The sequence below is a fragment of the Planomicrobium okeanokoites genome, assembly GCF_003428875.1.
In the GTDB taxonomy this organism is placed as follows: Bacteria; Bacillota; Bacilli; order Bacillales_A; family Planococcaceae; genus Planococcus; species Planococcus okeanokoites.
In genome coordinates this window covers 59,357-83,985 of sequence record NZ_QQRS01000005.1, presented here as the reverse complement: position 1 = coordinate 83,985, position 24,629 = coordinate 59,357, and the positions used below count along the sequence as shown (strand labels likewise).

The window sequence follows — 24,629 nt, the reverse complement described above, 5'->3', positions numbered from 1 at the left end:
GGGATGTTAATTGGCGAAGGATCCGAAAATCACGGAAATGGAACGCTTGCTCGAAGAGATGAAAGGCAAAAAAGGGACCGAAGAATCGGGATTCTGGAAATCAATGAAAGTGATGATGGGCGTTTTCCGTAATTCGTTTCTCGTATTACTTCTGATAGCTCTGCTTTTATTGGTCGCATTGCCGCTCGGCACCTGGTGGATGATCTCACAGGGCAGCACAGCAACTGAAAGCAAAAGCGCTTTTCTTGAAAGAATGCAGGATCTCAACGAACTATCGACCGCCGAAGCCTACTCAAAAGTCATCATCAAACGGGAAGACAACCAGATATTCGGGCAGGATATCGGATTGGATATTCCAGGGACGAAACGCGAGCTGCTTGTCGTAATCCCTGGCTCTGTCCGCGCGGGAATCGATTTCTCGCAAATTACGGAAGATGATATCGAAGTGGATGAAGAAGCGAAAACCGCGACGCTGACATTGCCGAACGCAGATTTCCTGGGCGGTCCTGAGTTGTTCATGGATAAAGTGGAGATTTATACGAATGAAGGTCTGTTAAGCGGAGGGAGAGATTTCCCCGAAGCCTACGAACTCGCTGAAGAGGCCAAACAGATGATGCTCGAAGAAACCCGCGGCCAGGGCGTGCTGGAGCTGGCGGAAACGAATGCAGCGCGGTCGGTTGAAGAAATGTTCCAATTGGTGGACTATGATGTAACGGTAGAGTTTGAAAACTAAGGAGTGATGGTCATGGCAAAAAAAATCTTATCCAACGATTGGCAGGATGTAGTCGGGGAGGAATTTGATAAACCTTATTACAAAGAACTTCGTGAGTTTCTGAAAGAACAGTATGCCAATGAAACCGTTTATCCACCGCAAGATGAAATCTGGTCGGCATTTGAACATACGCCTTTCAAAGACGTTAAAGTTGTCATTCTTGGACAGGATCCTTACCACGGTCAGGGGCAGGCGCATGGTTTGAGCTTTTCAGTCAAACCCGGCGTCAGGATTCCGCCGAGTCTGCGCAATATATTTAAGGAACTGAACGATGACATCGGTTGCGAACAGCCTTCTGATGGCACGTTGACCAAATGGGCCGATCAGGGCGTCATGATGCTGAACACCGTTTTAACGGTTCGGAAAGGGGACGCCAATTCCCACCGGGGGAAAGGCTGGGAAGAATTCACGGATGAAGTGATCCGCAAATTGTCAGCTCGCAAGGAACCGGTAATCTTCGTTTTATGGGGCAAGCCGGCACAGACGAAAAAAGGGCTGATCGATTTGGAGCGCCATGATGTCATCGAAGCGCCGCATCCGAGTCCGTTCAGTGCAAGCCGCGGCTTTTTCGGCAGCAAGCCTTTCTCAAAAGTGAACAGCCTGTTACAAAAGCGCGGCGAAGAGCCGATTGATTTCTGTTTGGACTGACGTGCTCAAGGCGAGCGTGTTAAAATAAAGGACGATATGAAAAAGGAAGGGGGATTTAAAATGGCGATTGGACAGGAACGTGTCATTACTGAAATTGAAAAGCATGCGCGTCAGGCCCGTTCAGGCGATTACGCAAAGATGCGCGAATCTGTGGCGGCAATCCGTGCGCTATGCGACCTGCTGCTTGAAACTGATGACCAGCAGTCCGCTGCCCCGGCACCGCGCGCGATTCCGTTGTCAGCGTCCCCCGCGCCGCAGCCTGTACTGTCTGAAAAGAAACTGGAAGAAGACGGAGCGAACGGTGATTCACTTTTTGAATTTTAATGGGAATGAGGAATAGAGCATGAAATTTTTCTTGATTGCCGGAGCTGTCAACGCATTACTGAGCGTAACGTTCGGCGCATTCGGCGCGCATATGCTGGAAGGCCGCGTCGCTGATAAATATTTGGACACTTGGCAAACAGCTGTCCAGTACCAGATGTTCCATTCAATCGGGCTGGTGGCTGTTGCCATATTGATGAGTTCGGCGTTGCTCGGTCCACTGGGATCATTGAGCTGGGCAGGTTATCTGATGCTTGCTGGCATCGTCATTTTTTCAGGGAGCCTGTATGTTTTAAGTTTGACTGGCATCAGCATCCTCGGTGCCATCACGCCAATCGGCGGTGTAGCATTCATAGCTGGCTGGATCATGCTGATCATCGCTGCGATGAAAGCATTATAAGAATTGGAAAAGCTGTCCGTGGGTTAGATGCGGACAGCTTTTTTGATGGGGAAATATTTGTTTAGTGTAACCAATCAAGTCTGCTCGATGTTCGATTCCAATAATGCTCTTAATTTGTCCGGATCATCCACTTTCAAAGCGATTTGCGAAATCGATTTGGTTCGTCCATAGAAAAGTGTTGCTTGCTGCGGCGCTTTAAAATCAATGATAACTTGCGGCACAGGCTCTTCAAAATCCTTCGCCATGAACGCGAGAACCTCATTATCCACTTTACCTCCCCAGCGGACAGATTCGATAGCTTCCAGCGGCACGCTGATTCTTTTGCTCAGTCCGATCGAAACGTTCAGGTTGCCGTCTTTTATTGTCAGTGGATTCAAGCGGATTGCCTGGATTTCACCGAGGAAATAAACCACGGTATAAATGTTAAGTATCAAAAGAATCAACGACAGCTGCGGGGATTCTTCATGGAACCACCAGTGGAGGCCGATGGTTTCGATCACCACTGCATGGATCAGCATGATGTTCATCGCGATGACGCTGCTGTCTTTATGGAGCGACACCGTCGCCGGCCCTTCAGGCGCCTTCTTTTTCCAGCTGAACAGCGCATAATAGAATGCCAGGGCTTCTGACAGGATGATGGCGATGAGCGGATTCGGCTTTATTTTTTCGAAAACTGCCGGGAATAAGGTGAAGAGCGGGCTGCCCGTCTGGTTCTTCATCGAGCGGTGTATTTTCGGAATATGTATGATCAATAGCCCAAGGAGTGCAATTTCCGCGAATAAAACCAGTGCCTCCAAACCAATGCCGACATAGAAAAAAACAGCGAACGGCTCAAAATAGAGTGACGGCACAAGCAGGCGCGCGAGGATGAAACCGCCGGCGACGAAGCCGATAAACTGTTTGGCGGTCAGGCGGAATGTGGCAAGCAGCAGCAAAGGCGCCACCACCGCGAAGTCGAGCAGTGAGCCAAGGACCAGCAAAGATGCTTCCTCCGGAATGATCATTGAAGACAGAGGAGATCGGTAAAGGATGAAGTTGCTGGCCAACACGAGTACAAGGAAAAAGAGAGCCCATTTTGCATAGTTTGTCTGACGCATCACGAACATACAAACACCCCGTTTTTCTTTTAGTATACCGAAAGATGTCAGAAAATAACGAATTGAATATGGCAGAAAAATGACAGTTGGCAGTGAGCGGCGCAGCGCTCACGGACCTAAGCAGTTTGCCGGGGCAAACTGTAGGTAATCAGGGGTTTGGATTGGATTGGAATCGCTGCGGACAGTATTTTTAATTTGCGGACAGTATATTAATGGTTCCGGACAGTATATGGTCGTTTCCGGACAGTGTATCCAGAAAAATGGAAATAGAGAGAGCGAAATTTGGTGTTTGAGTGGAAACAGTCTTGAAAAGTCCGAGATTCAAGCGCTAATTTAACCAATAAAATCCATAATTTTTAGCCGCACAAATTGAGGTGCGGAAATTTGCTTCTGAGGTGCGGAAAAAGACATTTGAGGTGCGGAAAATCGGCTAGAAGGTGCGGAAATCTCATTATGAGGTGCGGTCAGAAAATTTCTGTTTAATTTTCACGAAAAAATCTCCGCCGCCCTCCTCAAAAATAAACCCCCACGAAAAAAGCCGCCAAAAAAGGCGGCTTGCTTCATCGAACAATTTAAACTTCCAAAAACTTAACGATTCTTTCTTTATCAAGGCGCGTGCCGACGTAGAACGAACCGAATTCAGCGTAACGTGCGCTGACTTCGTCAAAGCGCATTTCGTAGATCAGTTTCTTGAATTGAAGAACGTCATCTGCGAACAGAGTTACGCCCCATTCGTAATCGTCAAAGCCGACAGAGCCGGAGATGATCTGTTTTACTTTGCCTGCGTAGCTGCGGCCGATTTTGCCGTGTGACAGCATCAAATCTTTGCGCTCGTCCATCGGCAGCATGTACCAGTTGTCATCGCCGTCGCGGCGCTTGTCCATCGGGTAGAAGCAGATGTACTGCGAACGCTGAAGCTCCGGATACAAACGCGCACGGACATGCGGGTTCTGGTATGGATCTTCATCTGATTTACCTGCAAGGTAATTCGAAAGTTCCACAACAGATACGTAAGAGTATGTCGGGACCGTGTAAGCTACCAATGTCAGCTTGTTGTATTCCGTTTCAAGCTCACGCAATTCGTCCATCGTTTCGCGCAGAAGCATCAGCATCAAGTCAGCTTTTTGGCCAACAATTGAATACAATGCGTGTGCGCCGGTTTTATTTTCATCGGCCTGGTTTACCTTGTCCATGAATGCCTGGTATTCGTCGATCGCGAATTGGCGTTCGTCTTCCTCAAGCATTTTCCATGATACCCAATCCATCGAACGGAAATCGTGGAGGACGTACCAGCCGTCTAAAGTGATTGCTGCTTCATTCATCTGTAAACACTCCTTCTAATCTAAAATCTCTCAAAACCAGTTTATCATACCCATCCTGCAAGTTCCTTCAAAAGAAATGGCTGTCACCAATTTGACATGACCATCGTTCCTTTTCACAGGACAGGCTGTAATGTAAAATGAAACCAAGCAACAGCTTTGAAGAGGAGAAAAATCATGCCGTCATTTACAGATCAAAAAGAATGGCGTTTCTGGGACCAGTCCCTGAGCGCAAAAAACAGATCCGCGCTCGAATCATTTGCGGCGGACGATTTATTATGTGAATTGGTCGGCTCCGGTGCAAGCGTCCCGGCGATCCGTACATGGGTCCATGACAATACCGTCGTACTCGGTATCCAGGACCACCGGCTGCCGCATATCAATGAAGGAATCGAATTGCTGAAAGAGCGGGGCTACAACCCGATTGTCCGGAATTCAGGCGGACTCGCGGTGGTTCTCGACGAAGGTGTATTGAATATTTCTGTCGTGTTGTCTGAAAAGGAAAGCGCCATCGACATTCCGGAAGGCTATGAAATGATGCTCGATCTTGTCCGGCTGCTGTTCCCGGAAGCGGAAATCGATGCTTATGAAATCGTGGGCTCCTATTGCCCGGGCTCATATGACCTCAGCATCGGCGGCCGGAAATTTGCAGGAATCTCCCAGCGCCGCATCCGCAAAGGCATCGCCGTTCAAGTCTATCTTTGTGTCGAAGGCAGCGGTTCTGAACGTGCGGAACTGATCCGTGATTTTTATGAAAAGGGATTAAAAGGAGAAGAAACGAAATTCGCTTATCCTTCCATCCAGCCTGAAACCATGGCTTCACTCAGTGAGCTGCTCGGCCGCAATATCACCGTAGCAGAAGTGGTAGTCGATCTGTATAACCTGCTAGAAAAACCGGAGATGAAACCGCTCCAGCCGGAAGAAACCGAGCGCTACGGTTATTACCTTGAGCGTGTAGTTGAGCGCAATGCGAAAATGCTGAGCACGAGTTGAATGGTTGAAGCAGACTGATGTAAACTGATTTTAATAAAGAAGCTGCCTTTGCATGCCGCTTCGGCCGCTTTGGACAACGTTCCTCCCATAAACTTAGAATGACACTCGTCTTAATGCTTCTCTTAGTTTTAGGACGCGTCAGCGCTGAGAGAAGACACTGAAGATATGGAGCAAAGCGGCGAAGAGTTGAACGAAGCCTGCGAGGTCAACTCTTTGCGACGAAGCAGCGTAGCGATGCAGGAGCACGGGTTTCAATGCCCCGGCAGTCGGCACCGCGACTTCCTGTCGCGCTGACTGCATGACCCACATCCTGTGGGCCCGAAAGCGAAGCTGTTTTGCGGAATATCGGCTACTATATATAAACAATTTTAAACAGAAAAATCTGGAGGTGCGTGTGTGGATTATGCAAATCAGAAATTAGCGGAAGAGAAAGTGTTTAAAGATCCGGTTCACCGGTATATCCACGTACGCGACCAAGTCATCTGGGATTTGATCAATGCACGCGAATTCCAGCGTATGCGCCGCATCAAACAGCTTGGCACATCCTACCTCGTATTTCACGGGGCGGAGCACAGCCGTTTCAGCCATTCGCTCGGCGTCTATGAAATTGTGCGCCGGATCCTCGACGACATTTTCCACGGCCGTCCGGAATGGGATGAAAGTGAACGGCTCGTCGTCCTTTGTGCCGCTTTATTGCACGACCTGGGCCACGGCCCGTTTTCGCATTCATTCGAGAAAGTATTCAATGTCGACCATGAGGACTTCACCCGTGAAATCCTGCAGGGCGATACGGAAGTCAACAGCATCCTGAAAAAAGTCGCACCGGACTTTCCGAAGAAAGTGGCGGAAGTAATCGGCAAAACTTATGCCAATAAACAAGTGGTTTCCCTGATATCCAGCCAGATCGATGCAGACCGGATGGATTATTTGCAGCGCGACGCCTATTACACCGGGGTTTCTTACGGCCATTTTGATATGGAACGGATTCTCCGCGTCATGCGCCCGTTCGAAGATCAGGTCGTCATCAAATCGAGCGGCATGCATGCGGTTGAAGATTACATCATGAGCCGCTACCAGATGTACTGGCAGGTTTATTTCCATCCGGTCGCGCGCAGTGCCGAAGTGATTCTTCGGAAAATCCTGCAGCGAGCCAAGTATCTGAGCGGCCATGGCTATAAATTCGAGCAGCCGCCGACGCATTTTCTCGCATTTTTCGATAGATCTTTCACGTTGAAAGATTATCTGGCACTTGATGAAGGTGTGCTGATGACGTATTTCCAGCTGTGGATTACAGAACGCGACCCGATTCTTTCAGATCTTTGCGACCGCTTCGTCAACCGCCGTCTGTTCCAATACGTCGATTTTGATCCTGGCAAGGATTATAAGAAACTGGGCGAACTGGCGCAATTGTTCCAAAAAGCCGGCATCGATCCGGAATACTATTTAATAGATGATTCGACATCGGATCTGCCCTATGATTTCTACCGGCCGGGCGAGGAAGAGGAGCGCTTGCCGATCCATCTTTTGATGCCGAATGGCGACATCAAGGAATTGTCGCGGTTGTCCCAAATCGTTGACGGCATTTCAGGCAAACGCCGCACAGACTATAAATTATATTTCCCAGCGGAATTATTGATTGATGGCAAGAAGAAGGAAATAAAACAGCAAATACTTGAGTTATTAAGAGAAGGAGGGGTTTGATTGCTCCAGGAACACGCAAAAATAGTGGATTTCATCTCCACGGCGGAAGGTGTAACCGGACGCAAGAAATTGCAGAAGATGATATACATATTGAAGAAAATTGGCGTGCCGTTTCAGGAAAAATACGAATTCCATATCTATGGACCGTATTCAGAGGAATTGACTGCGCGCATCGAAGAATTGTGTGATATGGGTTTTATTCTCGAACAAAAAGAAGATAAAAGTTCATATGTCCAATATCGCTACGAAGTAACGGCGGAAGGGCTTGAATTCCGCAATGCCCTCGGCAAGCCGGTGCTTGAGAACAGTGAACACGCTATCCAGCTGAACGGGAAAAGTGCCAGATTCCTGGAATTGACGGCGACATTGCTGTTTTTCGATGATTTGGGGCGGGATGAGCAGATTGCCAAACTCCACAGCGTCAAAGGCAAGCTCAATTTTACAGCGGAAGAGATTACGGAAGCCTTTGCTTTTATAGAAGAATTGAAGAATTAATTCCAGACAATAAAAAAGCTTCCTTGAAGGAAGCTGGGAGTGCAATCGCTTTTCGTAGCGGCCGTTTCCGCTTTTCGTTTATTGATCTGAAAAAAGTTTGCCTTTTGTGCCGTAGTCGGTTTTCTTCATGTCTTCGATGAAAACGACAACGTTCTCGACTGGTGCACCGGTTGTTTCGGAAACAGCTTCCGTGACTTTCTCGACAAGCGCGCGTTTCTGGTCTTCCGTTCTTCCTTCGAGCATTTTAACAGTTACGTATGGCATAATGGACACAGCTCCTTTTCTTTGGGTTAGCCTTATCATAGCAGAATGGAGGGAATGTACACATGTCGAACAATGAAAAACCAAAACAAAAAGTCGGATTCACCATTATAAAAGATGATCCAACCGACGGCCATAAAGGCTACGGTATCGGATCACTGTCGCTGGAAAACGTCTCGCCGCTGTTTATCGATGTTGCCGAGCAGGAAGCGTTCATCGATATCGGTGCGATGCATGCGCGCAGTGAAGTGGAACGCGGGATAAAATTCACCACTAACCGTGAAGATTCAGCAGGCGGCAAGGATTACTGGCTGATCTGGATCACCATCGATTTCAATCCGGAAGGCCCTTATTATGCAGGTGTCACTGCTTGTGAAATGGTAGTGAACCGGGAAAAACGCCGCGGCTATAAAATCCTGGCCGACCATGTCAACCGCATGGACAAATCGATGAAACGCAGAATTTTAGTCGATAACATGGATGCACCGTCTAAACGCGTGCTTGCGGAATACTTGCGCAGCCACAACGCTGAAATGTGGCAGCGGAGTTCTGAACAGCTGCACACCGAGCTGGATGTATAAATAGAGTGGGAAAGAGCTTTGGCCGTTTCGGGCTGAAGCTCTTTTTTCATAAAGCTCTTTAAAGAATCCGCATGGACAAATGCAACATATCATTTGACTGATATAATATCCTGTCACTTATCCAAGTCACAGATTCACTGAAATGAAAAGTCATTTATCTGCTGTCGACCGTATTTTTTTATTATTTTTGAACAAAATATGACTTTTCAAAATGGGTATAACAGGCAGTTGAAGTTGCGGGAAAAAGGAAGTACACTAGGAATACAGCTTTTGAATAGAAAGCTAGGACACCTGTCGGCAAGCAAGTGGCGTGAGCGATTGGATCAAACCCAAGCCCAATGCCTCATGTCACTTTCTTCGCCAATCAGGATTAAAAAGGTTTTCTGTGCAGGGAAAAATTCTCTGTGCAGAAAGCCTTTTTAATTTCCTGAATAATATTGTGACAGTCGGGTAAAGGAGACTGTGTGAAAAATTGTATTGCACTTTTGACCAAAACACTTATACTTTTTTAAGTGATTACTATATAAGATAAAGGAGTTTGATTATAGATGGCAGGATTCTGGTATACAGAAAAGCAGACTGAGAATTTCGGTATTACAATGAAGATCAACAAAACGCTTCACACGGAGCAGACGGATTTTCAATATTTGGAGATGGCTGAAACCGAGGAATGGGGCAATATGCTGTTCCTTGACGGCATGGTCATGACTTCTGAGAAAGACGAATTCGTTTACCATGAAATGGTGGCGCACGTGCCATTGTTCACGCACCCGAACCCGGAAAACGTACTGGTTGTCGGCGGCGGTGACGGCGGTGTCATCCGTGAAATCCTGAAGCACCCTTCTGTTAAGAAAGCGACGCTGGTCGATATCGACGGCAAAGTGATCGAGTACTCGAAGAAATTCCTGCCATCGATTGCGTCAGGCCTTGAAGATGCGCGCGTAGAAGTGATTGTCGGAGACGGCTTTATGCACATCGCGGAATCGGAAAACGAATACGACGTGATCATGGTCGATTCGACTGAACCGGTCGGACCAGCGGTGAATTTATTCTCCAAAGGCTTTTATGCCGGCATTTCCAAAGCGTTGAAAGAAGACGGCATTTTTGTCGCTCAATCGGACAACCCTTGGTTCAAAGGTGATTTGATCCAGCAGGTGCAAAACGACGTTCGGGAAATTTTCCCGATTACGAAATTGTATTTGGCAAACATTCCAACTTACCCAAGCGGCCTGTGGGCATTTACGATCGGTTCGAAAAAATACGACCCGCTTGCTGTTCCGGCTGAGCGTTTCCATGAAATCGATACAAAATACTACACGAAAGAGCTGCACAACGCAGCATTTGCGCTCCCTAAATTCGTGAAAGATTTGGCAGGCGAATAAAATATGAGATTCGACGAAACTTATTCAGGCAAAGTATTTATTGGCAGCCATCCGAATTACGACGAGTCGAAAGCGGTGCTGTACGGCATGCCGATGGACTGGACCGTCAGCTACCGTCCGGGATCCCGTTTCGGCCCAAATAAAATCCGTGAAGTGTCGATCGGTCTGGAAGAATACAGCCCGTATCTTGACCGCGAACTGCACGAAGTGAAGTTCTTCGATGCAGGCGATATTCCATTGCCGTTCGGCAATCCTGAAAAATCATTGCTCGAAATCGAGACGTATGTCCACACGCTTTTAGCCGATGACAAAATTCCTGTTGGCATGGGCGGCGAGCACTTGGTGTCATTGCCGGTGATGAAAGCTGTCGCCAGCAAATACGACGACCTGGCAATCATCCATTTCGACGCGCACACGGACCTTCGCGAAAACTATGAAGGCGAAGAATATTCCCATTCGACGCCGATCCGCAAAATCGCAGACCATATCGGACCGACGAATGTTTATTCATTCGGCATCCGTTCCGGTATGAAAGAAGAATTCGAATGGGCGAAAGAGCAGGGCATGCACATTTCAAAATTCGAAGTTCTCGAGCCGTTGAAAGAAGTATTGCCGACGCTTGAAGGACGCAATGTCTACGTGACGATCGATATGGACGTATTGGATCCGGCGCACGCGCCAGGCACAGGAACTGTAGACGCTGGCGGCATCACATCGCGCGAGTTGTTGGCATCCATCCACGCAATCGCTGCATCCGGCGTCAATGTTGTCGGCTTCGACCTGGTCGAGCTGGCACCCGTCTACGACCATTCCGACCAGACAGCGAACACAGCGAGCAAGCTTATTCGTGAAATGATTTTGGGTTGGGTGAAATAAAGAAAAGCGAAACTATAAAAAGTCGGTCCGGGAAATTTTCCCGGACCGGCTTTTTTGCGGGCAATTTCAGGCTGCCGCGGATAAAAGCCAGCTAGGCGCGGATAAATCCCGTCTAGGCGCGGATAAAATGTCATTTGCCGCGGATAAAACCATTCTAGCCGCGGATAAACAGCCTCCAGCCGCGGATAAACCCAAAAACCCTCCCCATTCATCCGTACAAGAAGACATATTTATGTTTACTCCCGTCTGTTTAGAGAAATGGTTACCTAACGAGTTAAAAGGGGGGAGCCGAATGCATGATTTCAACGAAGTTTTTATTCAAATCCTCATATTATTGGCGATTGCCATCGCAGTCGTCGGTATAGCCAAAAAGATCAATCAGCCTGATACGATTGCGCTGGTGCTGGTGGGCCTATTGCTGGGTGTGGTCAATCTGCCATTCCCGCTCATTGACCACGCGGAAGAATTCATCACACAATCGGAAGTGTTTCAGGTCATAATCATTTCTTTGTTCCTGCCGATTCTGTTGGGGGATGCGACGCTCAAGCTGCCATTCCATCACCTCTACCAGCAGAAAAACACAGTGATCGGCATGGCGCTCGGCGGAACTTTCCTGTCATTCATCATCATCGGCTTTTCAGCACATTACCTGATTGGCATGCCGATTGCTGTAGCTTTCACGTTTGCGGCATTGATGAGCGCGACGGATCCGATCAGTGTCCTTTCCATTTTTAAATCTGCCGGTGTTTCGCAGAAACTTTCGACGATCATGGAAGGCGAGTCGCTCTTTAATGATGGGATTGCCATTGTCCTGTTCCAGATTTCATCCATTTATCTTCTGACTTATATTGAAATGGGCTGGGCAGGCGTCGGAAGCGGCGTGTGGCTGTTTCTGCGGTTTGCTGTGGGCGGTGTTTTGGTCGGTGTCATCCTCGGCTTCATCTTTTCTCAGGTCATCCGCTTCTACGACGATTATCCATTTGAAATCGCTGTTTCCGCTCTGCTGTTCTTCGGCAGTTATTTTATTGCAGAGCATCTTCATGTCTCCGGTGTCATCGCGGTTGTGGCGGGTGGATTCGTATTCGGCGACTACGGCGGGAAAATCGGGATGTCTGCGACGACTGAACGGAATATCAATTCATTCTGGGACGTCATTACATTGATTGCCAATTCACTGATTTTCCTGATTGTCGGACTGGAAATCCGCAATATCGACTTTATGGGGCAATGGAATATCATCGTATTCGCCATTCTGATTGTCATCGGTGCACGGATCATTGCTCTGTTCATCTCGACGATGCCGGCGAAAAGCCTGAACCGGAAAGAACGGATCCTGCTGAACTGGGGCGGTCTGAAAGGCAGCTTATCAATTGCGCTGGCGCTCAGTCTGCCGCTTAGTTTCGAAGGCAGGGAGACGATTTTGCTGCTGACATTCTCGGTCGTCCTGTTTTCCTTGATTGTTCAGGGGCTGACAATAAAACCTCTGATCGCGAAACTCGGACTTAACCAAAAAGAGCAGGAAAACGACGTACATTAACTTACTGATCACTTCTGCCGGTCTGCTGGCTGAACCCTGCTTCATGCAGCGGTCAGCGGTCCGGCTTTTTTTCTGTTTATTTCGGAATAGAAACTTAATTGAAAAATCCAGTGGACTCGGGCTATAATATAAAGGTTATTATTGAACGGGGAGGCGGCAATTTTGGAAAAATCAGTGGATATCAGACTGACGACGACCATCCGCCAGCCGGATATGGAAGAACAAGTGATGAAACTGCAATCCCACGGGACATTGACGGTAAAGAACAACCGCCAGTATCTCCAGTACCGGGAGCAGCAGGACGAGCTTGAGATTCGGACCATTGTGAAATTCAATGAAGAAGAAGCGGTAATTATGAGAAGCGGCGGCCTTCAGATGAGGCTACCGTTTTTATTGCATAAAGAGCAGACGGGGAACCTGACGAATGCGCAAGGTTCTTTTATGCTGACGACGACCGCGCATGAATTATCGGTGAGCGGGACTCACTTTAAAGTCCGCTATGATTTGGCGCTCGGCGCTGAACATGTCGGCGAGTATGAGATGGAAATTCAATTTATGGAGGCTACAGAATGAATGCAGTTGAAAAAGTTCAGCACGCCATTAAACAGGCGATAGCGGAAGCAGTGGAGAAAGCGGAATTGACGACAGAAGCGGTGGATGTCCACCTGGAAGCGCCAAAAGATAAAGCTAACGGCGATTACGCGACGAATATCGCGATGCAATTGACGCGTATCGCACGTAAAGCGCCGAAAGTGATTGCGGAAGCGATTGTTTCGAACGTCGACAAAGATTCTGCGAACATCGAGAAAATCGAAATTGCAGGACCAGGATTCATCAACATCACAATCAAAAAAGATTATCTTCTGGACGTTGTGAAAACGGTGCTGGACCAGCAGGGAAATTATGGCCGTACCAATTCCGGCGCAGGCGAAAAAATCCAGGTCGAATTCGTATCAGCGAATCCGACGGGAGATCTTCACCTCGGCCACGCGCGTGGTTCGTCTGTCGGTGATTCACTGTGCAACGTGCTGGACTTTGCAGGCTATGATGTATCCCGTGAATACTATATCAATGACGCCGGCAATCAAATCAATAACCTGGCGCTGTCCATTGAAGGACGTTATTTCGAAGAGCTGGGCAAAGGCGACAGTATGCCTGAAGACGGCTACCGCGGCCAGGACATCATCGACATCGCCAAAGGCCTCGTTGCTGAACACGGCGATAAATTCCTGAACATGACACACGAAGAGCGCTATGCTGAATTCCGCAAGCACGGACTTGAAGTGGAGCTCGCGAAACTTCAGAAAGATTTGGCTGATTTCCGCGTCGAGTTCGACGTCTGGTTCTCGGAAACTTCACTATATGAAAATGGCAAGATTGACTTGGCGTTGCAAAAACTGCGCGACAATGGCCATATCTATGAAGAAGGCGGCGCAACCTGGTTCCGTTCGACGACTTTCGGCGACGACAAAGACCGTGTGCTCATCAAGAACGATGGATCATACACATATCTGATGCCGGATATCGCTTACCACGAAGATAAGATTTCCCGTGGCTTCGGCAAATTGATCAACATTTGGGGAGCGGACCACCACGGATATATTCCGCGGATGAAAGCAGCAATCGAAGCGCTTGGCTACGACCGTGACACGCTTGAAGTAAGCATCATCCAAATGGTTCAATTGTATAAAGACGGCGAGAAGATGAAGATGAGCAAGCGTACCGGTAAAGCAGTAACGATGCGCGAATTGGTCGAACTTGTCGGACTGGATGCTGTGCGTTATTTCTTCGCGATGCGTTCAGGCGATTCACATATGGATTTCGATTTGGATCTGGCAGTTTCACAGTCCAACGAAAACCCGGTATACTATGCGCAATATGGCCATGCCCGCATTTCTTCGATTTTGCGCCAGGCAGAGGAGCAGGGTTATACGGCTTCAACTGACAACCTGGATTTATTGGCAGATGAAAAGGAAATTGATGTTCTGAAGAAAATCGGTGATTTCCCGCAAGTCATCGCGGATGCTGCAAAACAGCGCGCGCCACACCGTGTAACGACTTACATCCAGGAATTGGCTTCACAATTCCACAGTTTCTATAACGCCAATAAAGTTCTGGATACGTCGAACGAAGACATGACCCGTGCGCGTCTTGCGTTGATCACAGCCGTTAAAACGACGATTGCAAACGCATTGAAAACAGTCGGTGTATCTGCACCGGAAAAAATGTAAGCGACATTTCTGAATTTTTCTGTATAATGAAATGGAAAAGTAAATTTCATATCAATCATAAAGGTGCTTATGTCTAAGAACATGAGTTAAAAGGGAAGCCGGTTCGATTCCGGCGCGGTCCCGCCACTGTAAGTGTGAGCTATCTGTAATATGCCACTGGAACATGATTCCGGGAAGGTGCAGAATGCGATGATCATGAGCCAGGAGACCTGCCTTTATGGAACACCCATAAGCTTGCGAGGACAGGCTGGATGCGCATGTCTTTTTATGGCGTCCTTTCAATCCCTCGCATAGCTGCGGGGGATTTTATTTTGGTTCAACTTCGAATCAGCGGTACCCCCTCCGCTGATTCGGTGCTGAACCGCAAACAAACACATTGGAGGAAAACAACATGAAGAAATTTTGGAAATTTGGTATGAGTGCAGGATTCGCAGCAATGCTGCTCGCAGGTTGCGGCGGAGAAGACGCGGCGAATGAAGAACAGGAAATCGAAACACCGGCCGAACCGCCTGAGGAAGTTGCGGAAGCGGAATTTCCGGTGACCCTCGTGGATGCCTTGGGTGAAGAAGTCGTCATTGAAGAAGAGCCGCAGGCAATCGTTTCTATGATTCCTTCCAACACTGAAATTGCCTATGAACTGGGATTGGGCGAAAAAATTGTGGGTGTATCCGATTTTGATAACTACCCGGAAGAAACGGCGGATGTGGAAAAAATAGGCGGTCAGGAATTTAACGTTGAAAAAATCATCAGCCTTGAACCGGATCTTGTACTGGCTCACGAGTCTGGTCTGGGTATGGGAACAGAAGGTCTTCAGCAATTGACTGATGCAGGCCTCACTGTATTTGTTGTTGATAACGCTGAAAGCTTTGAAGAAGTTTATGATACGATCACAGTTATTGGCCAGGCTACCGGATCTACAGAAGAAGCCAATGCACTTGTAGAAGAAATGGAAGTGCAGGTTGAAGAAATTTCAGAGCAGGCAAGCAATGTAGAAGAAAGCAAATCTGTGTTTGTGGAAGTGGGCAGTGATCCGGAAATCTATACAACCGGTTCCGGTACATTCATGCACGAAATGCTTGAACTTATCAATGCCGAGAATGTAGCCGGCGATCAAGAAGGCTGGGTCAGCATGGATCCGGAAGCTATAGTAGCAGCCGATCCGGATGTCATCGTGACGACAGAAGGCGGTTATATTGAAAATGCAGAAGAAGCCATCAAATCGCGGAGCGGTTTTGCTGAAGTGACAGCAGTTGAGGAAGATGCGGTTTACAGTATCGATTCAGATGCAGTGACACGTTCAGGTCCACGCTTGACTGAAGGTCTGCTGGAGCTCGCACGCTCAGTTTATCCGGAGGTTTTCAGTGAGTAAAAATTTACTGGCATATATCGTTTCCCTGCTGCTGTTGGGCGGAGCGATCGTGCTGGGTGTAACGATCGGCACTGTGACGATTTCACCTGTCGTATTATGGAATCCGGCATCGGATGCGGCGGCAGCCAATATCCTTTGGAATATCCGTATGCCACGTGTGGTTCTGGCAGGACTTGTAGGAGCAGCACTTGCCATTGCCGGTGCGGCATTCCAGGGTCTCCTGAAAAATCCGTTGGCTGATCCTTACACTTTGGGAGTGTCTTCCGGTGCCTCTGTTGGCGCCGTGATGACACTTTTTTTCGGCATTTCGCTCCCTTTTCTCGGGTCGTTCACTTTGCCGGTCATGAGCATGGCTGGTGCATTAATGACAATGTTTCTGGTGATGGGTTTTGCAAAATTGGTCGATCGGTCGATGAAAATGGAAACTGTGATCTTAACAGGCATCATCTTCAGTTCTTTTCTTGGATCGCTCATTTCTCTCATGATCGCTTTGACAGGAGAGGAACTTCGGCAAATTATCGGTTGGCTTCTCGGCAGTGTATCGATGCGCGGCTGGCCGTATGTCCAGATGGCGCTGCCTTTCATTATCATCGGTTCTTTTGTGCTCTGGTTGAACCGGCGGGAATTGAACGCAATGCTTTTTGGTGAAGAAAGAGCCCAACACTTGGGTGTGGATGTGAAAAAAAGGAAACTGGCTATATTGATTGGTGGGTCGGTCTTAACGGGTGCAGCTGTTGCAGTGTCCGGCACCATCGGGTTCGTGGGACTGGTGGTTCCGCATATGACCCGGCTGGTATGGGGTTCGGACCATCGTCATCTTCTGCCATTGTCGTTCATGAATGGTGCAGCTTTATTGATCGTTTGTGATCTTGCAGCAAGAACGATCATTTCGCCGACAGAGTTGCCGATCGGCGTTATAACAGCTTTTATCGGGGCTCCAGTATTTGCTTTCATTTTTTTCCGCCAGCGTAAAGGAGGAACTTCAAATGCTTGAAATTACTAACCTGTCAGGTGGCTACGGAGAAAAAAATATTATTTCTGATGTCAGCTTTAGAGTTGAGAAGGGGGCTATGCTCGGAATTCTCGGTCCTAATGGAAGCGGTAAATCGACGTTGATGAAGCTAATCAGCGGAGTATTGCCAGCTAACGTTGGATCAGTGAAGATAAGCGGCAGAAAAATAGGTGATTATCCTGCCAAAGAACTGGCAAGGGAGATGGCCGTGCTCCCCCAGCTCCACGTGCATGCATTTTCACATACAGTCCGTGAAACCGTATCGCTTGGCAGATATCCACATCAACAAGGCTGGTTCTCGTCATGGTCAACTGAAGATGAAGATGCAGTGGTCGAAGCTATGCGCCTGATGGATATCTTGCATTACGAAAAAACACAGATTGATCAATTATCAGGTGGGGAACAGCAACGGGTCTTCGTTGCGCAGGCATTAGCCCAAAATGCTTCGATCCTCTTGCTGGATGAACCGACCAACCATCTGGATATCAATCATCAGAAGGAATTGCTCGATACAATAAAAAAACAGGCAATCGAGAAAGATCTGACCGTCGTGTCGATTTTTCACGACATCAATTTAGCGGCTATGTATTGCGACCAACTCCTGCTTTTGGACAAAGGGGAAGTTTTCCAGATCGGTGAGCCTCACGAGGTGATCCGGGAACAGGACATAGAAGCAGTTTATCAGACAAGGGTCATTAATCATCCGCATCCTGAGTTGCCGAAACCGCAAATCACTTTATTGCCGAATGTAAAAAGAAAGACAGAAATTAATAATATAAAGGCTGAAGATTTTTCCATTACTGCTGAAAGAGTCTTATATAGAAGCAGAGTTCCATTGAAAACAGTGTCTTCTGCGGTTGTCAATCCAGGTTCCGGCTGGTATCGGAATTTCATGAATCGCCATGTTGACGCCAATTATAATGTTGATGACAGTGTGGAAGAGATGAAATCATATATTGAACAGAAGGGCATCAAGTCGACGGATACTATCGGGATGATGACGGCTGTGCAGACCGAGCATGCGATCGTAAAAGAATATGAAGGGCCGTTCGGGACCATAATCATTGCGGTTACAGCAGGTGTCGGCAATGGTGTCGACGTTTCAAAAGCAGTGGAGCGGACAATGCAAGTCGGCACGATCAATACGTGGATCATGGTCAATGGCATATTATCCGAAGAAGCCTTTATCCAGGCTATGATCACTGCGACTGAAGCAAAGACGAAGGCGCTGCAGCATGAACAAGTATTAGATCCGCTGACAGGCACGATTGCAACCGGAACTTCAACGGACAGCTGCTTAGTGGCCGCAACGCAGCAAGGGGAACAGCTGCCTTATGCCGGTCCTGTCACAGAAGTCGGAAAATTGATCGGACTGGGTGTTTTCGAATGCACTGTTGAAGGCATCAAACTATATCGGGAGGCTAAAAGGAGATGACTTTCCATATTTTAGCGATCGGCATCGGTTTGTTGCTGGATCGGCTGATAGGTGATCCGCCTGGATGGCCACATCCTGTGCGGTGGATCGGCCGATACATTATGCTGATGGAAAAGAAATTGAACAAAGGGCGGCAGGCTTTCCGGAATGGCTTCATTTTGACCGGTTCTTTGATGTCCCTTGTTTTTTTGGTAGTTTTCGGCATTGTGGCATGTGCGTATTCTGTCCACCCATTCAGTGGGATAGCGGTGGAAGCGTTGCTGATTGCTTCCGGTTTGGCGCAAAAAAGCTTGAAAGTCGCTGCTGAAGAAGTTTATCAACCGCTGATCAACAAGGATTTAGAAATAGCACGTGAGAAATTGTCCTGGATTGTTGGCCGGGATACTGACCATCTCGAGGAAAGCGAAATTACCCGTGGAGTGGTGGAAACTGTTTCTGAAAATACCAGTGACGGTATTACTGCTCCTCTTTTCTGGGCTTTTTTGCTCGGGGCGCCCGGCTTGTGGCTATATAAAGCAGTCAATACATGTGATTCCATGGTGGGATACAAAAATGAAAAATTTGAGCACTTCGGTTTTGCTTCTGCAAAGCTGGATGATCTGCTGAACTTTATTCCCAGCAGGATAACGGGATTGTTAATCTTGTTGTTGACGAAGAACAGGCAAACTATGACATTAGGAGAGCGTTTGAAGCTCTGGTTCACCGACGCCCCCAAACATCCCAGTCCGAACAGCGGGTGGCTTGAAGCAGCGACAGCCGTTCAAATGGGTATCCAGCTTGGCGGCGTGAATTCCTATAATGGAGTTTCATCATATAGGGCAGTAATGGGTGAACCGATACATAAACTGGAAGCATTGCATATCAAAGAAGCGGTCACCCATATGCAAATTGCAACATGGGCCTTTTTCATATTATTTTCTCTGGGAGGAATCTTGCTTGGCCTTACCTAATCATGGAGCGAATCCAATCCGTCTTTATCAGCAGGCTGGTGTAGAACCACCCGCAGCATTTATCGATTTCAGTGAGAATATTCATCCCTTGGGACCGCCAGCCTTCATCCAAAATAATTGGCAGAATTATTTTTCGCTGATAGATCAGTATCCGGATCCAGAAGCTGAACCGTTCCGGACAGCAGCTGCAGCATTTCATCAGGTGGAAAAGAGCCAAGTCGCTGTTGCCAATGGTGCAGCGGAAATTTTCACATGGCTTGCCAGACGCTATCGAGGAAAGCAGGTGGCATTAGTGGAACCGGCGTTCTCCGAATATCGGCAAACACTGGAAGCAGAAAATGCCAGCATAAAAGAGATTCAATTGACTGAGGCGAATAATTGGCAGCTGGATGTCGAATTCCTTAATGGCAAATTGACTGACTGCGCCGCATTGTACATATGCAATCCGCATAACCCGACTGGAAATTTATTGTCAGCGGAGAAAATGAAGGAGATAGCCAGGCTTAGTTCCGAAGCCGGCTGCGAATTGGTTGTGGATGAAGCTTTTATCGACTTCATCGGGGAAGAGGCATCTTTCGTTGACCATCTTTCCGCCTATCCACATGTCATCATTGTTCGTTCGATGACTAAGATGTATGCCATTGCAGGCTTAAGGCTGGGGTACGTTTTAGCAATGCCTGAATTGATCAAACAGCTTGCCGCGGGGGCAGCCCATTGGAACGTGAATGCGCTGTCTGCCACAATCGGTTCTTCCTGTTTGCAGGAAGAGAAGTACCGTAAGGAAGTAATTCGGTCAGTAAACAAAGAGCGGCAGAAAATGACGTCATTCCTGAAAGAGCAAGGCTGCCATTTTACGGATGCAGCGGTGAATTTTCTCACATTCAAGTTGCCGAGCGGCAAAAATCCTGATCATTTTTTTCGGGATATGCTGAAAAAAGGCATGGTTTTACGCCACACCTATTCGTTTAAAGGGATGGATGGGCAATGGTTCAGGGTTGGCATGAAATCAGAAAAAGCTATGGAAAATCTTCGAAGGGAGATGGTTTTATGGCTAAGGGAAAACTGATCTTCATCAGCGGCGGCGTGCGCAGCGGAAAAAGTTCCTATGCAGAAATGCTGGTCCGAAATTCCGCCTGTGGCCGCAAAGTATATCTTGCAAGCGGACGGGCAAATGACAGTGAGATGGCAGAACGCATAGAACGCCACCGTGAAGACCGGAAGCTGGATGGCTGGCACACAATCGAGCAGCCGATTCGTTTTGAGGAGGCACTTTTGAATATAGGCGAAGGTGATGCGGTCCTATGGGACTGTGTGACAACCTGGCTGGCGAATGAGCTGTATAATGGTTGGGAACAGAACGATATGTGCGCGGATCAGCCGGGATGCATGGAGGCGAAGTGGACGCATCTTCAGCGGACTTTAACTGAGTTGAATGATAAAGCAGAGTTGCTGGTTGTTGTTTCAAACGAAGTATTGGACGATTTTATCCGGGATGAGCTTTATATGAAGTGGCTGGGAACGATTCACTTATGGCTGGTGCAACACTCTGATCATGCTTTTGAGATGGAGAATGGTCTGGCATTCAAGCGGAAATGAGGAGGGAGAGACGATGGCAAAGCATATTGGGATAGGGTTATTGCTGACTTTGCAGTTTTTCTCGACTTTTCCAGTGAAAAAGAATTTACCGATGAAAAAAGCGCAGCTCAACGCCATGTATATCCTTTTGCCGATGCTCGGACTTTTGTTTGGCGGCATTTTGGCGATGACAGCTCTTTTGATCAGGGAAACGACTTCAAGCGGATCTTTGCTGCTGGCTTTAATACTGGTGGTTTTAAGTCTGGCATTGAGTGGTGGACTTCATATGGATGGGCTGGCTGATGTGGCAGATGCCTTTTTCTCCTATAAGGAAAAAGAGAAGCGCCTGGAAATCATGGGCGATCCCCGCATTGGCGCTTTCGGTGCTATGGCACTCATCGTAATGATTGCCGGGAAACTGATCATCGTTTCAGAAACTGCACTGACAGTCTCGCTATGGATGATTTTGTTCATCCCCGCAACTTCCCGGATCGGTCTCTTGTTGATTTTCAGTTCGACACAATCGGCCAAAAGTTCTGGACTCGCCGCTTTTTTCCAAAGTAAAACCGATCACCGGAAGATTGCACGCTGGGGCTACTTGTGGTTCGTTCTGATTATGGCAGCCGCAGCAATGCTGGTGGGCTGGCAATTGACACTTGTGATTATACTGACATTTACAGTTGCTTCTTTATGTTATCGGAAATGGTGCATGAAACATTTTGGAGGCGTCACAGGTGATTTGTTCGGCACCTATATCGAAGGGATGGAACTGCTCCTATGGATACTCCTTTTGTTCTTCATTTAATTCGGCATGCGCCGACGGCTGGAAATTTGGAAAAAAAGTATATCGGCTGGACAGACGAAGCTGTTTTACCGTTTGAAACTGAGGCACAGCTGAAAAGCGGAGAAATATGGGGAAGTGATTTGCTGCGTTGCCGCCAAACCGCTTCCATCCTTTTTCCGAACGCTGCCTACCGGGCAGACCCGGACTTTCGTGAATGCAATTTCGGGGAATGGGAAATGAAAACCTATGAAGAATTAAAAAGTGAACCGCTTTACCGGAAGTGGATTGATGATCCTTATTCAGTGACACCTCCGGACGGCGAAAGCCTTCACCAGGTTGAGCTGCGGATTTCTCAGGCTTTGAGCAAACTTCCGGCAGGCAATGAATTTACAATCATCATGCATGGCGGCCCGATCCGTTATTTATTGGCGCGTGCCAAAAAAGAAACTTTTCGTGAGCAACAAGCATTCCACGGAGACTGTCATTCAATTTCCTGGCAAAGCAGGCAAGCATTCGAGGAGGAAAGAATATGCAAATCATATTCGGTGGTGCCTTTAACGGCAAAAGGCAATATGTAAAAGAAAATCTGACAGTAGGCGATTACTGCTGGTGTGAAGGAACGCTGCCGGATACTTCAGCAGAGTCTGCAGTCATTGCAGGCTTGGAAAAATGGGTGGAGCAGCAATTGCTTTTAAAGAAATCGGAAGTGCAGATCATGCAGCAAATCAATGAAATCTGTCTTCGGAGCACAAGTTCAAACTATATATGGATTCTCACGGATATGAATAGGGGAATTGTACCGATGGATGCATTGGAGCGCCAAATGCGCGATGTAATTGGCAGGATCTATCAATTCCTTTTCAAAGAAGCAAAAGGTGTCATCCGCATTTGGTATGGCATCCCACAAACAATCAAAGGGGCGGATCAAGATGAAAATTTATACGAAAACAGGGGATAAGGGACAAACCAGTCTGATCGGGGCACGAGCAGATAAAGATGCGCCGCGCATCGAAGCGTATGGAACCATCGATGAAGTGAATTCGTTTATCGGGAAAGCCATGACTGAATTGGACAAATCATTATTCGAAGACCTGCTGACAGATCTCGAAGCCATCCAGAATGAACTTTTTGACTGTGGCGGTGATTTGGCCGACGTTCGACCGAATCCTCAATTTAAAATGACAGAAGCACCGGTTGAAGTTCTGGAACAAAGAATCGATGATTTGATGGATGAGCCACCCTTACTGGAACGATTTATCCTGCCAGGAGGTTCTCCGGCAGCTGCCACTCTTCATATAGCACGTACCATCACGCGTCGTGCAGAGAGGCAGACGGTTACGTTGATGAAATCCGGCGAAGAATTCCCGACAGTGGTGCAGCGCTATTTGAACCGCTTATCGGATTATCTGTTTGCGGCAGCGCGTGTAGTCAATTCACGCAACGGTGTACCGGATAATGAATATGTCAGAAGTGCAAAAGTTTTCAAAGGCGGCGGTCGCGCCAAAAAGCAGGGGGAATAAAAATGGGTGTTAGAAAATTGGCATTGGCAGCTTTATTCATCAGTCTATCTGCAGTAGGCGGCATGATTAAGATACCGCTCGGCATTGCATCGATTGCGCTGGATTCGTTGCCTGCATTGCTGGCGGTGCTGTTTTTTTCAGCACCGCTTGCAGCGTTGATTGCGATTTTCGGACATATGATGTCAGCATTTCTGGGAGGCATGCCACTCGGCCCATTCCATCTCATGATAGCTGCTGAAATGGGCATGATCGTCTGGCTGTTTGCAAAATTGCATGCAGCAGAAATGGATCGGATAAAATGGTTAGCCTTCATCTTTTTCAATGGCGTCATAGCAGCTGTGCCATTCTATTTTTTGATGTCGCCCGCTTTCTTCTACGCGACGGTACCGGCACTTCTTTTGGCAGCAACAGTGAATGCTGCTGCCGCAGCGGCTGCTATGCCCTATTTATTGCGCATAAAAGCCGGGAGAACGAACCATGCGTCATGAAATCATTTTGAACGGAATGGTCATTACCACAGATAATTCAGCAGCAATTGGTCAAAAACGTCTGGATGCAGTTAAAGCACCCGATCCTATTACAGCGAAATTCGCAGCGCGGGTGGCTCTTTTGGAACAATGGGCAGCCGGCAGCGAACCACAGGCCGTTTTACTGCATAATTTCAGTGGAGCGGAACACTGGGAACCATACGTTGCCGGCATTGAAGAACTGTTTTATGAAGCCGGTTTGCCCAAGCCATCAATTTCCGGCAGTTCTGAAACGAATATGCAAACCTTGCAATCGGCTCTTGCTGTGACCATGATTGGCAGGCAGGAAGGTGAAAGAGAGGAATCGAATCTTGAATGGGTCGTCTATGGTGAGCCGCTAACCGGAAAAGATGTGCTGGAAAATCCCGCTAAAATAGCAGATCTGAAAAAGCTGAATGATTTGATGAAGCGGAAACTCATCCATCGGATTTGGCCGGTGGGTTCAAAAGGTATTGCTGCTGAAGTGGATCTGATGCTCAACAGGACAATTAAAGTGCTTGAAAAGGGGCCCGATTTACTCGCATCTGGTGGACCGGCCACATCGGTGCTGTTGGGCACTATGCCTCAAAACACTAAAACGGTGATGGATTTTCTGGAGTCACCGGTCTACCCGGTATATTTCGATAAGATATGAAACGAGACATGAACATATAAACTGTACCCGTGGTGTAAGGTGGAATTCTTGCCTTGCTCCACGGGTTTTATTTTATTAATTAAGAAGAAAATAGTGAAATTAAATATGTATAGAATGAAAACCCTTTCAATAGAACTATTGACTGAATGCTCATTCATATTTTAATATAGAACTAAGCATCGACATTCGATGGGAGTTCACGTAAACTT

The 24,629-nt window shown here is 47.7% G+C and carries 28 protein-coding genes and 1 riboswitch; of the genes, 25 read left to right on the top strand and 3 right to left on the bottom strand.

The genetic code is table 11. The annotated features are described in order from the left end of the window. Window positions 1-10: 10 nt before the first annotated feature. The 4 genes from D2910_RS12350 to D2910_RS12335 are packed head-to-tail and all read left to right on the top strand — an operon-like array spanning window position 11 to window position 2,141. Window positions 11-733 (top strand): DUF4230 domain-containing protein, encoded by a 723-nt coding sequence (locus D2910_RS12350; protein ID WP_117313696.1) that lies wholly within the window; start codon window positions 11-13, stop codon window positions 731-733. 12 nt (window positions 734-745) lie between these two features. Continuing rightward, a complete protein-coding gene (locus D2910_RS12345) occupies window positions 746-1,420 on the top strand; it encodes a uracil-DNA glycosylase (protein ID WP_117313695.1) in 675 nt (224 codons plus the stop codon). Between the two features lie 60 nt (window positions 1,421-1,480). Then, window positions 1,481-1,744, top strand: coding sequence for a YwdI family protein (locus D2910_RS12340; RefSeq protein WP_117313694.1), 264 nt, complete (start codon window positions 1,481-1,483; stop codon window positions 1,742-1,744). A 19-nt stretch (window positions 1,745-1,763) separates the two neighbouring features. Beyond that, window positions 1,764-2,141 (top strand): DUF423 domain-containing protein, encoded by a 378-nt coding sequence (locus D2910_RS12335; RefSeq protein ID WP_117313693.1) that lies wholly within the window; start codon window positions 1,764-1,766, stop codon window positions 2,139-2,141. Between the two features lie 74 nt (window positions 2,142-2,215). Here D2910_RS12335 and D2910_RS12330 read toward each other — a convergent pair whose 3' ends face one another. Together D2910_RS12330 and hemQ are read right to left on the bottom strand one after the other, a co-directional pair. Then, the gene (locus D2910_RS12330) at window positions 2,216-3,247 is read right to left on the bottom strand and encodes a beta-carotene 15,15'-monooxygenase (RefSeq protein ID WP_117313692.1); all 1,032 of its coding nucleotides are present in this window, start codon (window positions 3,245-3,247) and stop codon (window positions 2,216-2,218) included. 563 nt (window positions 3,248-3,810) lie between these two features. Then, the gene (hemQ, locus tag D2910_RS12325; protein WP_084244160.1) at window positions 3,811-4,560 is read right to left on the bottom strand and encodes a hydrogen peroxide-dependent heme synthase; all 750 of its coding nucleotides are present in this window, start codon (window positions 4,558-4,560) and stop codon (window positions 3,811-3,813) included. Between the two features lie 174 nt (window positions 4,561-4,734). Between hemQ and lipL the strand changes: the two genes are divergently transcribed. The 3 genes from lipL (at window position 4,735) to D2910_RS12310 (ending at window position 7,746) form a co-directional block, all read left to right on the top strand. Then, a complete protein-coding gene (lipL, locus tag D2910_RS12320; protein WP_084244162.1) occupies window positions 4,735-5,550 on the top strand; it encodes an octanoyl-[GcvH]:protein N-octanoyltransferase in 816 nt (271 codons plus the stop codon). Window positions 5,551-5,946: 396 nt separating this feature from the next. Beyond that, entirely contained in the window at window positions 5,947-7,251 is a 1,305-nt protein-coding gene (locus D2910_RS12315) for an HD domain-containing protein (RefSeq protein ID WP_084244164.1), read from the top strand. Next, on the top strand, window positions 7,252-7,746 hold the full coding sequence (locus D2910_RS12310) for a YwgA family protein (RefSeq protein ID WP_117313691.1): 495 nt from the start codon (window positions 7,252-7,254) through the stop codon (window positions 7,744-7,746). A gap of 78 nt (window positions 7,747-7,824) precedes the next feature. Here the strand turns inward: D2910_RS12310 and D2910_RS12305 are convergent, their stop codons facing one another. After that, on the bottom strand, window positions 7,825-8,010 hold the full coding sequence (locus tag D2910_RS12305; protein WP_033542009.1) for a 2-hydroxymuconate tautomerase: 186 nt from the start codon (window positions 8,008-8,010) through the stop codon (window positions 7,825-7,827). A gap of 62 nt (window positions 8,011-8,072) precedes the next feature. Between D2910_RS12305 and D2910_RS12300 the strand changes: the two genes are divergently transcribed. From D2910_RS12300 to D2910_RS12215, 18 genes are all read left to right on the top strand, one after another. After that, window positions 8,073-8,588, top strand: a complete 516-nt coding sequence (locus D2910_RS12300) for a YwhD family protein (protein ID WP_101801397.1) — start codon at window positions 8,073-8,075, stop codon at window positions 8,586-8,588. A gap of 548 nt (window positions 8,589-9,136) precedes the next feature. Further along, entirely contained in the window at window positions 9,137-9,970 is an 834-nt protein-coding gene (gene speE / locus D2910_RS12295) for a spermidine synthase (protein WP_117313690.1), read from the top strand. A 3-nt stretch (window positions 9,971-9,973) separates the two neighbouring features. Next, the gene (gene speB / locus D2910_RS12290; RefSeq protein WP_084244172.1) at window positions 9,974-10,846 is read left to right on the top strand and encodes an agmatinase; all 873 of its coding nucleotides are present in this window, start codon (window positions 9,974-9,976) and stop codon (window positions 10,844-10,846) included. A gap of 292 nt (window positions 10,847-11,138) precedes the next feature. Then, the gene (locus tag D2910_RS12285; protein ID WP_117313689.1) at window positions 11,139-12,383 is read left to right on the top strand and encodes a cation:proton antiporter; all 1,245 of its coding nucleotides are present in this window, start codon (window positions 11,139-11,141) and stop codon (window positions 12,381-12,383) included. Window positions 12,384-12,545: 162 nt separating this feature from the next. Further along, window positions 12,546-12,956: a YwiB family protein gene (locus D2910_RS12280; protein ID WP_084244176.1), complete on the top strand. Its 411-nt coding sequence runs from the start codon at window positions 12,546-12,548 to the stop codon at window positions 12,954-12,956. Beyond that, window positions 12,953-14,614, top strand: coding sequence for an arginine--tRNA ligase (gene argS, locus D2910_RS12275; protein ID WP_117313688.1), 1,662 nt, complete (start codon window positions 12,953-12,955; stop codon window positions 14,612-14,614). Before D2910_RS12280 ends, argS begins: the two co-directional genes overlap by 4 nt. A gap of 44 nt (window positions 14,615-14,658) precedes the next feature. Beyond that, window positions 14,659-14,845: riboswitch (cobalamin riboswitch) on the top strand. 160 nt (window positions 14,846-15,005) lie between these two features. Further along, window positions 15,006-15,983, top strand: coding sequence for an ABC transporter substrate-binding protein (locus D2910_RS12270; protein ID WP_117313687.1), 978 nt, complete (start codon window positions 15,006-15,008; stop codon window positions 15,981-15,983). After that, window positions 15,976-16,977: a FecCD family ABC transporter permease gene (locus tag D2910_RS12265; RefSeq protein WP_084244182.1), complete on the top strand. Its 1,002-nt coding sequence runs from the start codon at window positions 15,976-15,978 to the stop codon at window positions 16,975-16,977. The genes D2910_RS12270 and D2910_RS12265 overlap by 8 nt, the downstream gene beginning before the upstream one ends. After that, on the top strand, window positions 16,970-18,430 hold the full coding sequence (locus D2910_RS12260) for an adenosylcobinamide amidohydrolase (protein ID WP_084244184.1): 1,461 nt from the start codon (window positions 16,970-16,972) through the stop codon (window positions 18,428-18,430). Before D2910_RS12265 ends, D2910_RS12260 begins: the two co-directional genes overlap by 8 nt. Further along, on the top strand, window positions 18,427-19,380 hold the full coding sequence (cbiB, locus tag D2910_RS12255) for an adenosylcobinamide-phosphate synthase CbiB (protein ID WP_117313686.1): 954 nt from the start codon (window positions 18,427-18,429) through the stop codon (window positions 19,378-19,380). The genes D2910_RS12260 and cbiB overlap by 4 nt, the downstream gene beginning before the upstream one ends. After that, window positions 19,367-20,446, top strand: coding sequence for a pyridoxal phosphate-dependent aminotransferase (locus D2910_RS12250; protein WP_117313685.1), 1,080 nt, complete (start codon window positions 19,367-19,369; stop codon window positions 20,444-20,446). The genes cbiB and D2910_RS12250 overlap by 14 nt, the downstream gene beginning before the upstream one ends. Continuing rightward, window positions 20,428-20,976 carry a bifunctional adenosylcobinamide kinase/adenosylcobinamide-phosphate guanylyltransferase gene (locus D2910_RS12245; protein ID WP_101801407.1) on the top strand — a complete coding sequence of 183 codons (549 nt, stop codon included), beginning with the start codon at window positions 20,428-20,430 and terminating at the stop codon, window positions 20,974-20,976. The genes D2910_RS12250 and D2910_RS12245 overlap by 19 nt, the downstream gene beginning before the upstream one ends. A gap of 13 nt (window positions 20,977-20,989) precedes the next feature. After that, on the top strand, window positions 20,990-21,760 hold the full coding sequence (gene cobS, locus D2910_RS12240) for an adenosylcobinamide-GDP ribazoletransferase (protein WP_117313684.1): 771 nt from the start codon (window positions 20,990-20,992) through the stop codon (window positions 21,758-21,760). Between the two features lie 26 nt (window positions 21,761-21,786). Then, on the top strand, window positions 21,787-22,317 hold the full coding sequence (locus D2910_RS12235) for a histidine phosphatase family protein (RefSeq protein WP_240633621.1): 531 nt from the start codon (window positions 21,787-21,789) through the stop codon (window positions 22,315-22,317). Then, window positions 22,269-22,697, top strand: a complete 429-nt coding sequence (locus D2910_RS12230) for a bifunctional adenosylcobinamide kinase/adenosylcobinamide-phosphate guanylyltransferase (RefSeq protein WP_101801442.1) — start codon at window positions 22,269-22,271, stop codon at window positions 22,695-22,697. Before D2910_RS12235 ends, D2910_RS12230 begins: the two co-directional genes overlap by 49 nt. Further along, complete coding sequence (locus D2910_RS12225) at window positions 22,669-23,259, top strand: cob(I)yrinic acid a,c-diamide adenosyltransferase (RefSeq protein ID WP_101801410.1); 591 nt, start codon at window positions 22,669-22,671, stop codon at window positions 23,257-23,259. The genes D2910_RS12230 and D2910_RS12225 overlap by 29 nt, the downstream gene beginning before the upstream one ends. Before the next feature lie 2 nt (window positions 23,260-23,261). Continuing rightward, complete coding sequence (locus D2910_RS12220) at window positions 23,262-23,747, top strand: ECF transporter S component (protein ID WP_101801411.1); 486 nt, start codon at window positions 23,262-23,264, stop codon at window positions 23,745-23,747. Next, a complete protein-coding gene (locus D2910_RS12215) occupies window positions 23,737-24,420 on the top strand; it encodes an alpha-ribazole-5-phosphate synthase (RefSeq protein ID WP_199172777.1) in 684 nt (227 codons plus the stop codon). Before D2910_RS12220 ends, D2910_RS12215 begins: the two co-directional genes overlap by 11 nt. The last annotated feature ends 209 nt before the right edge of the window (window positions 24,421-24,629 follow it).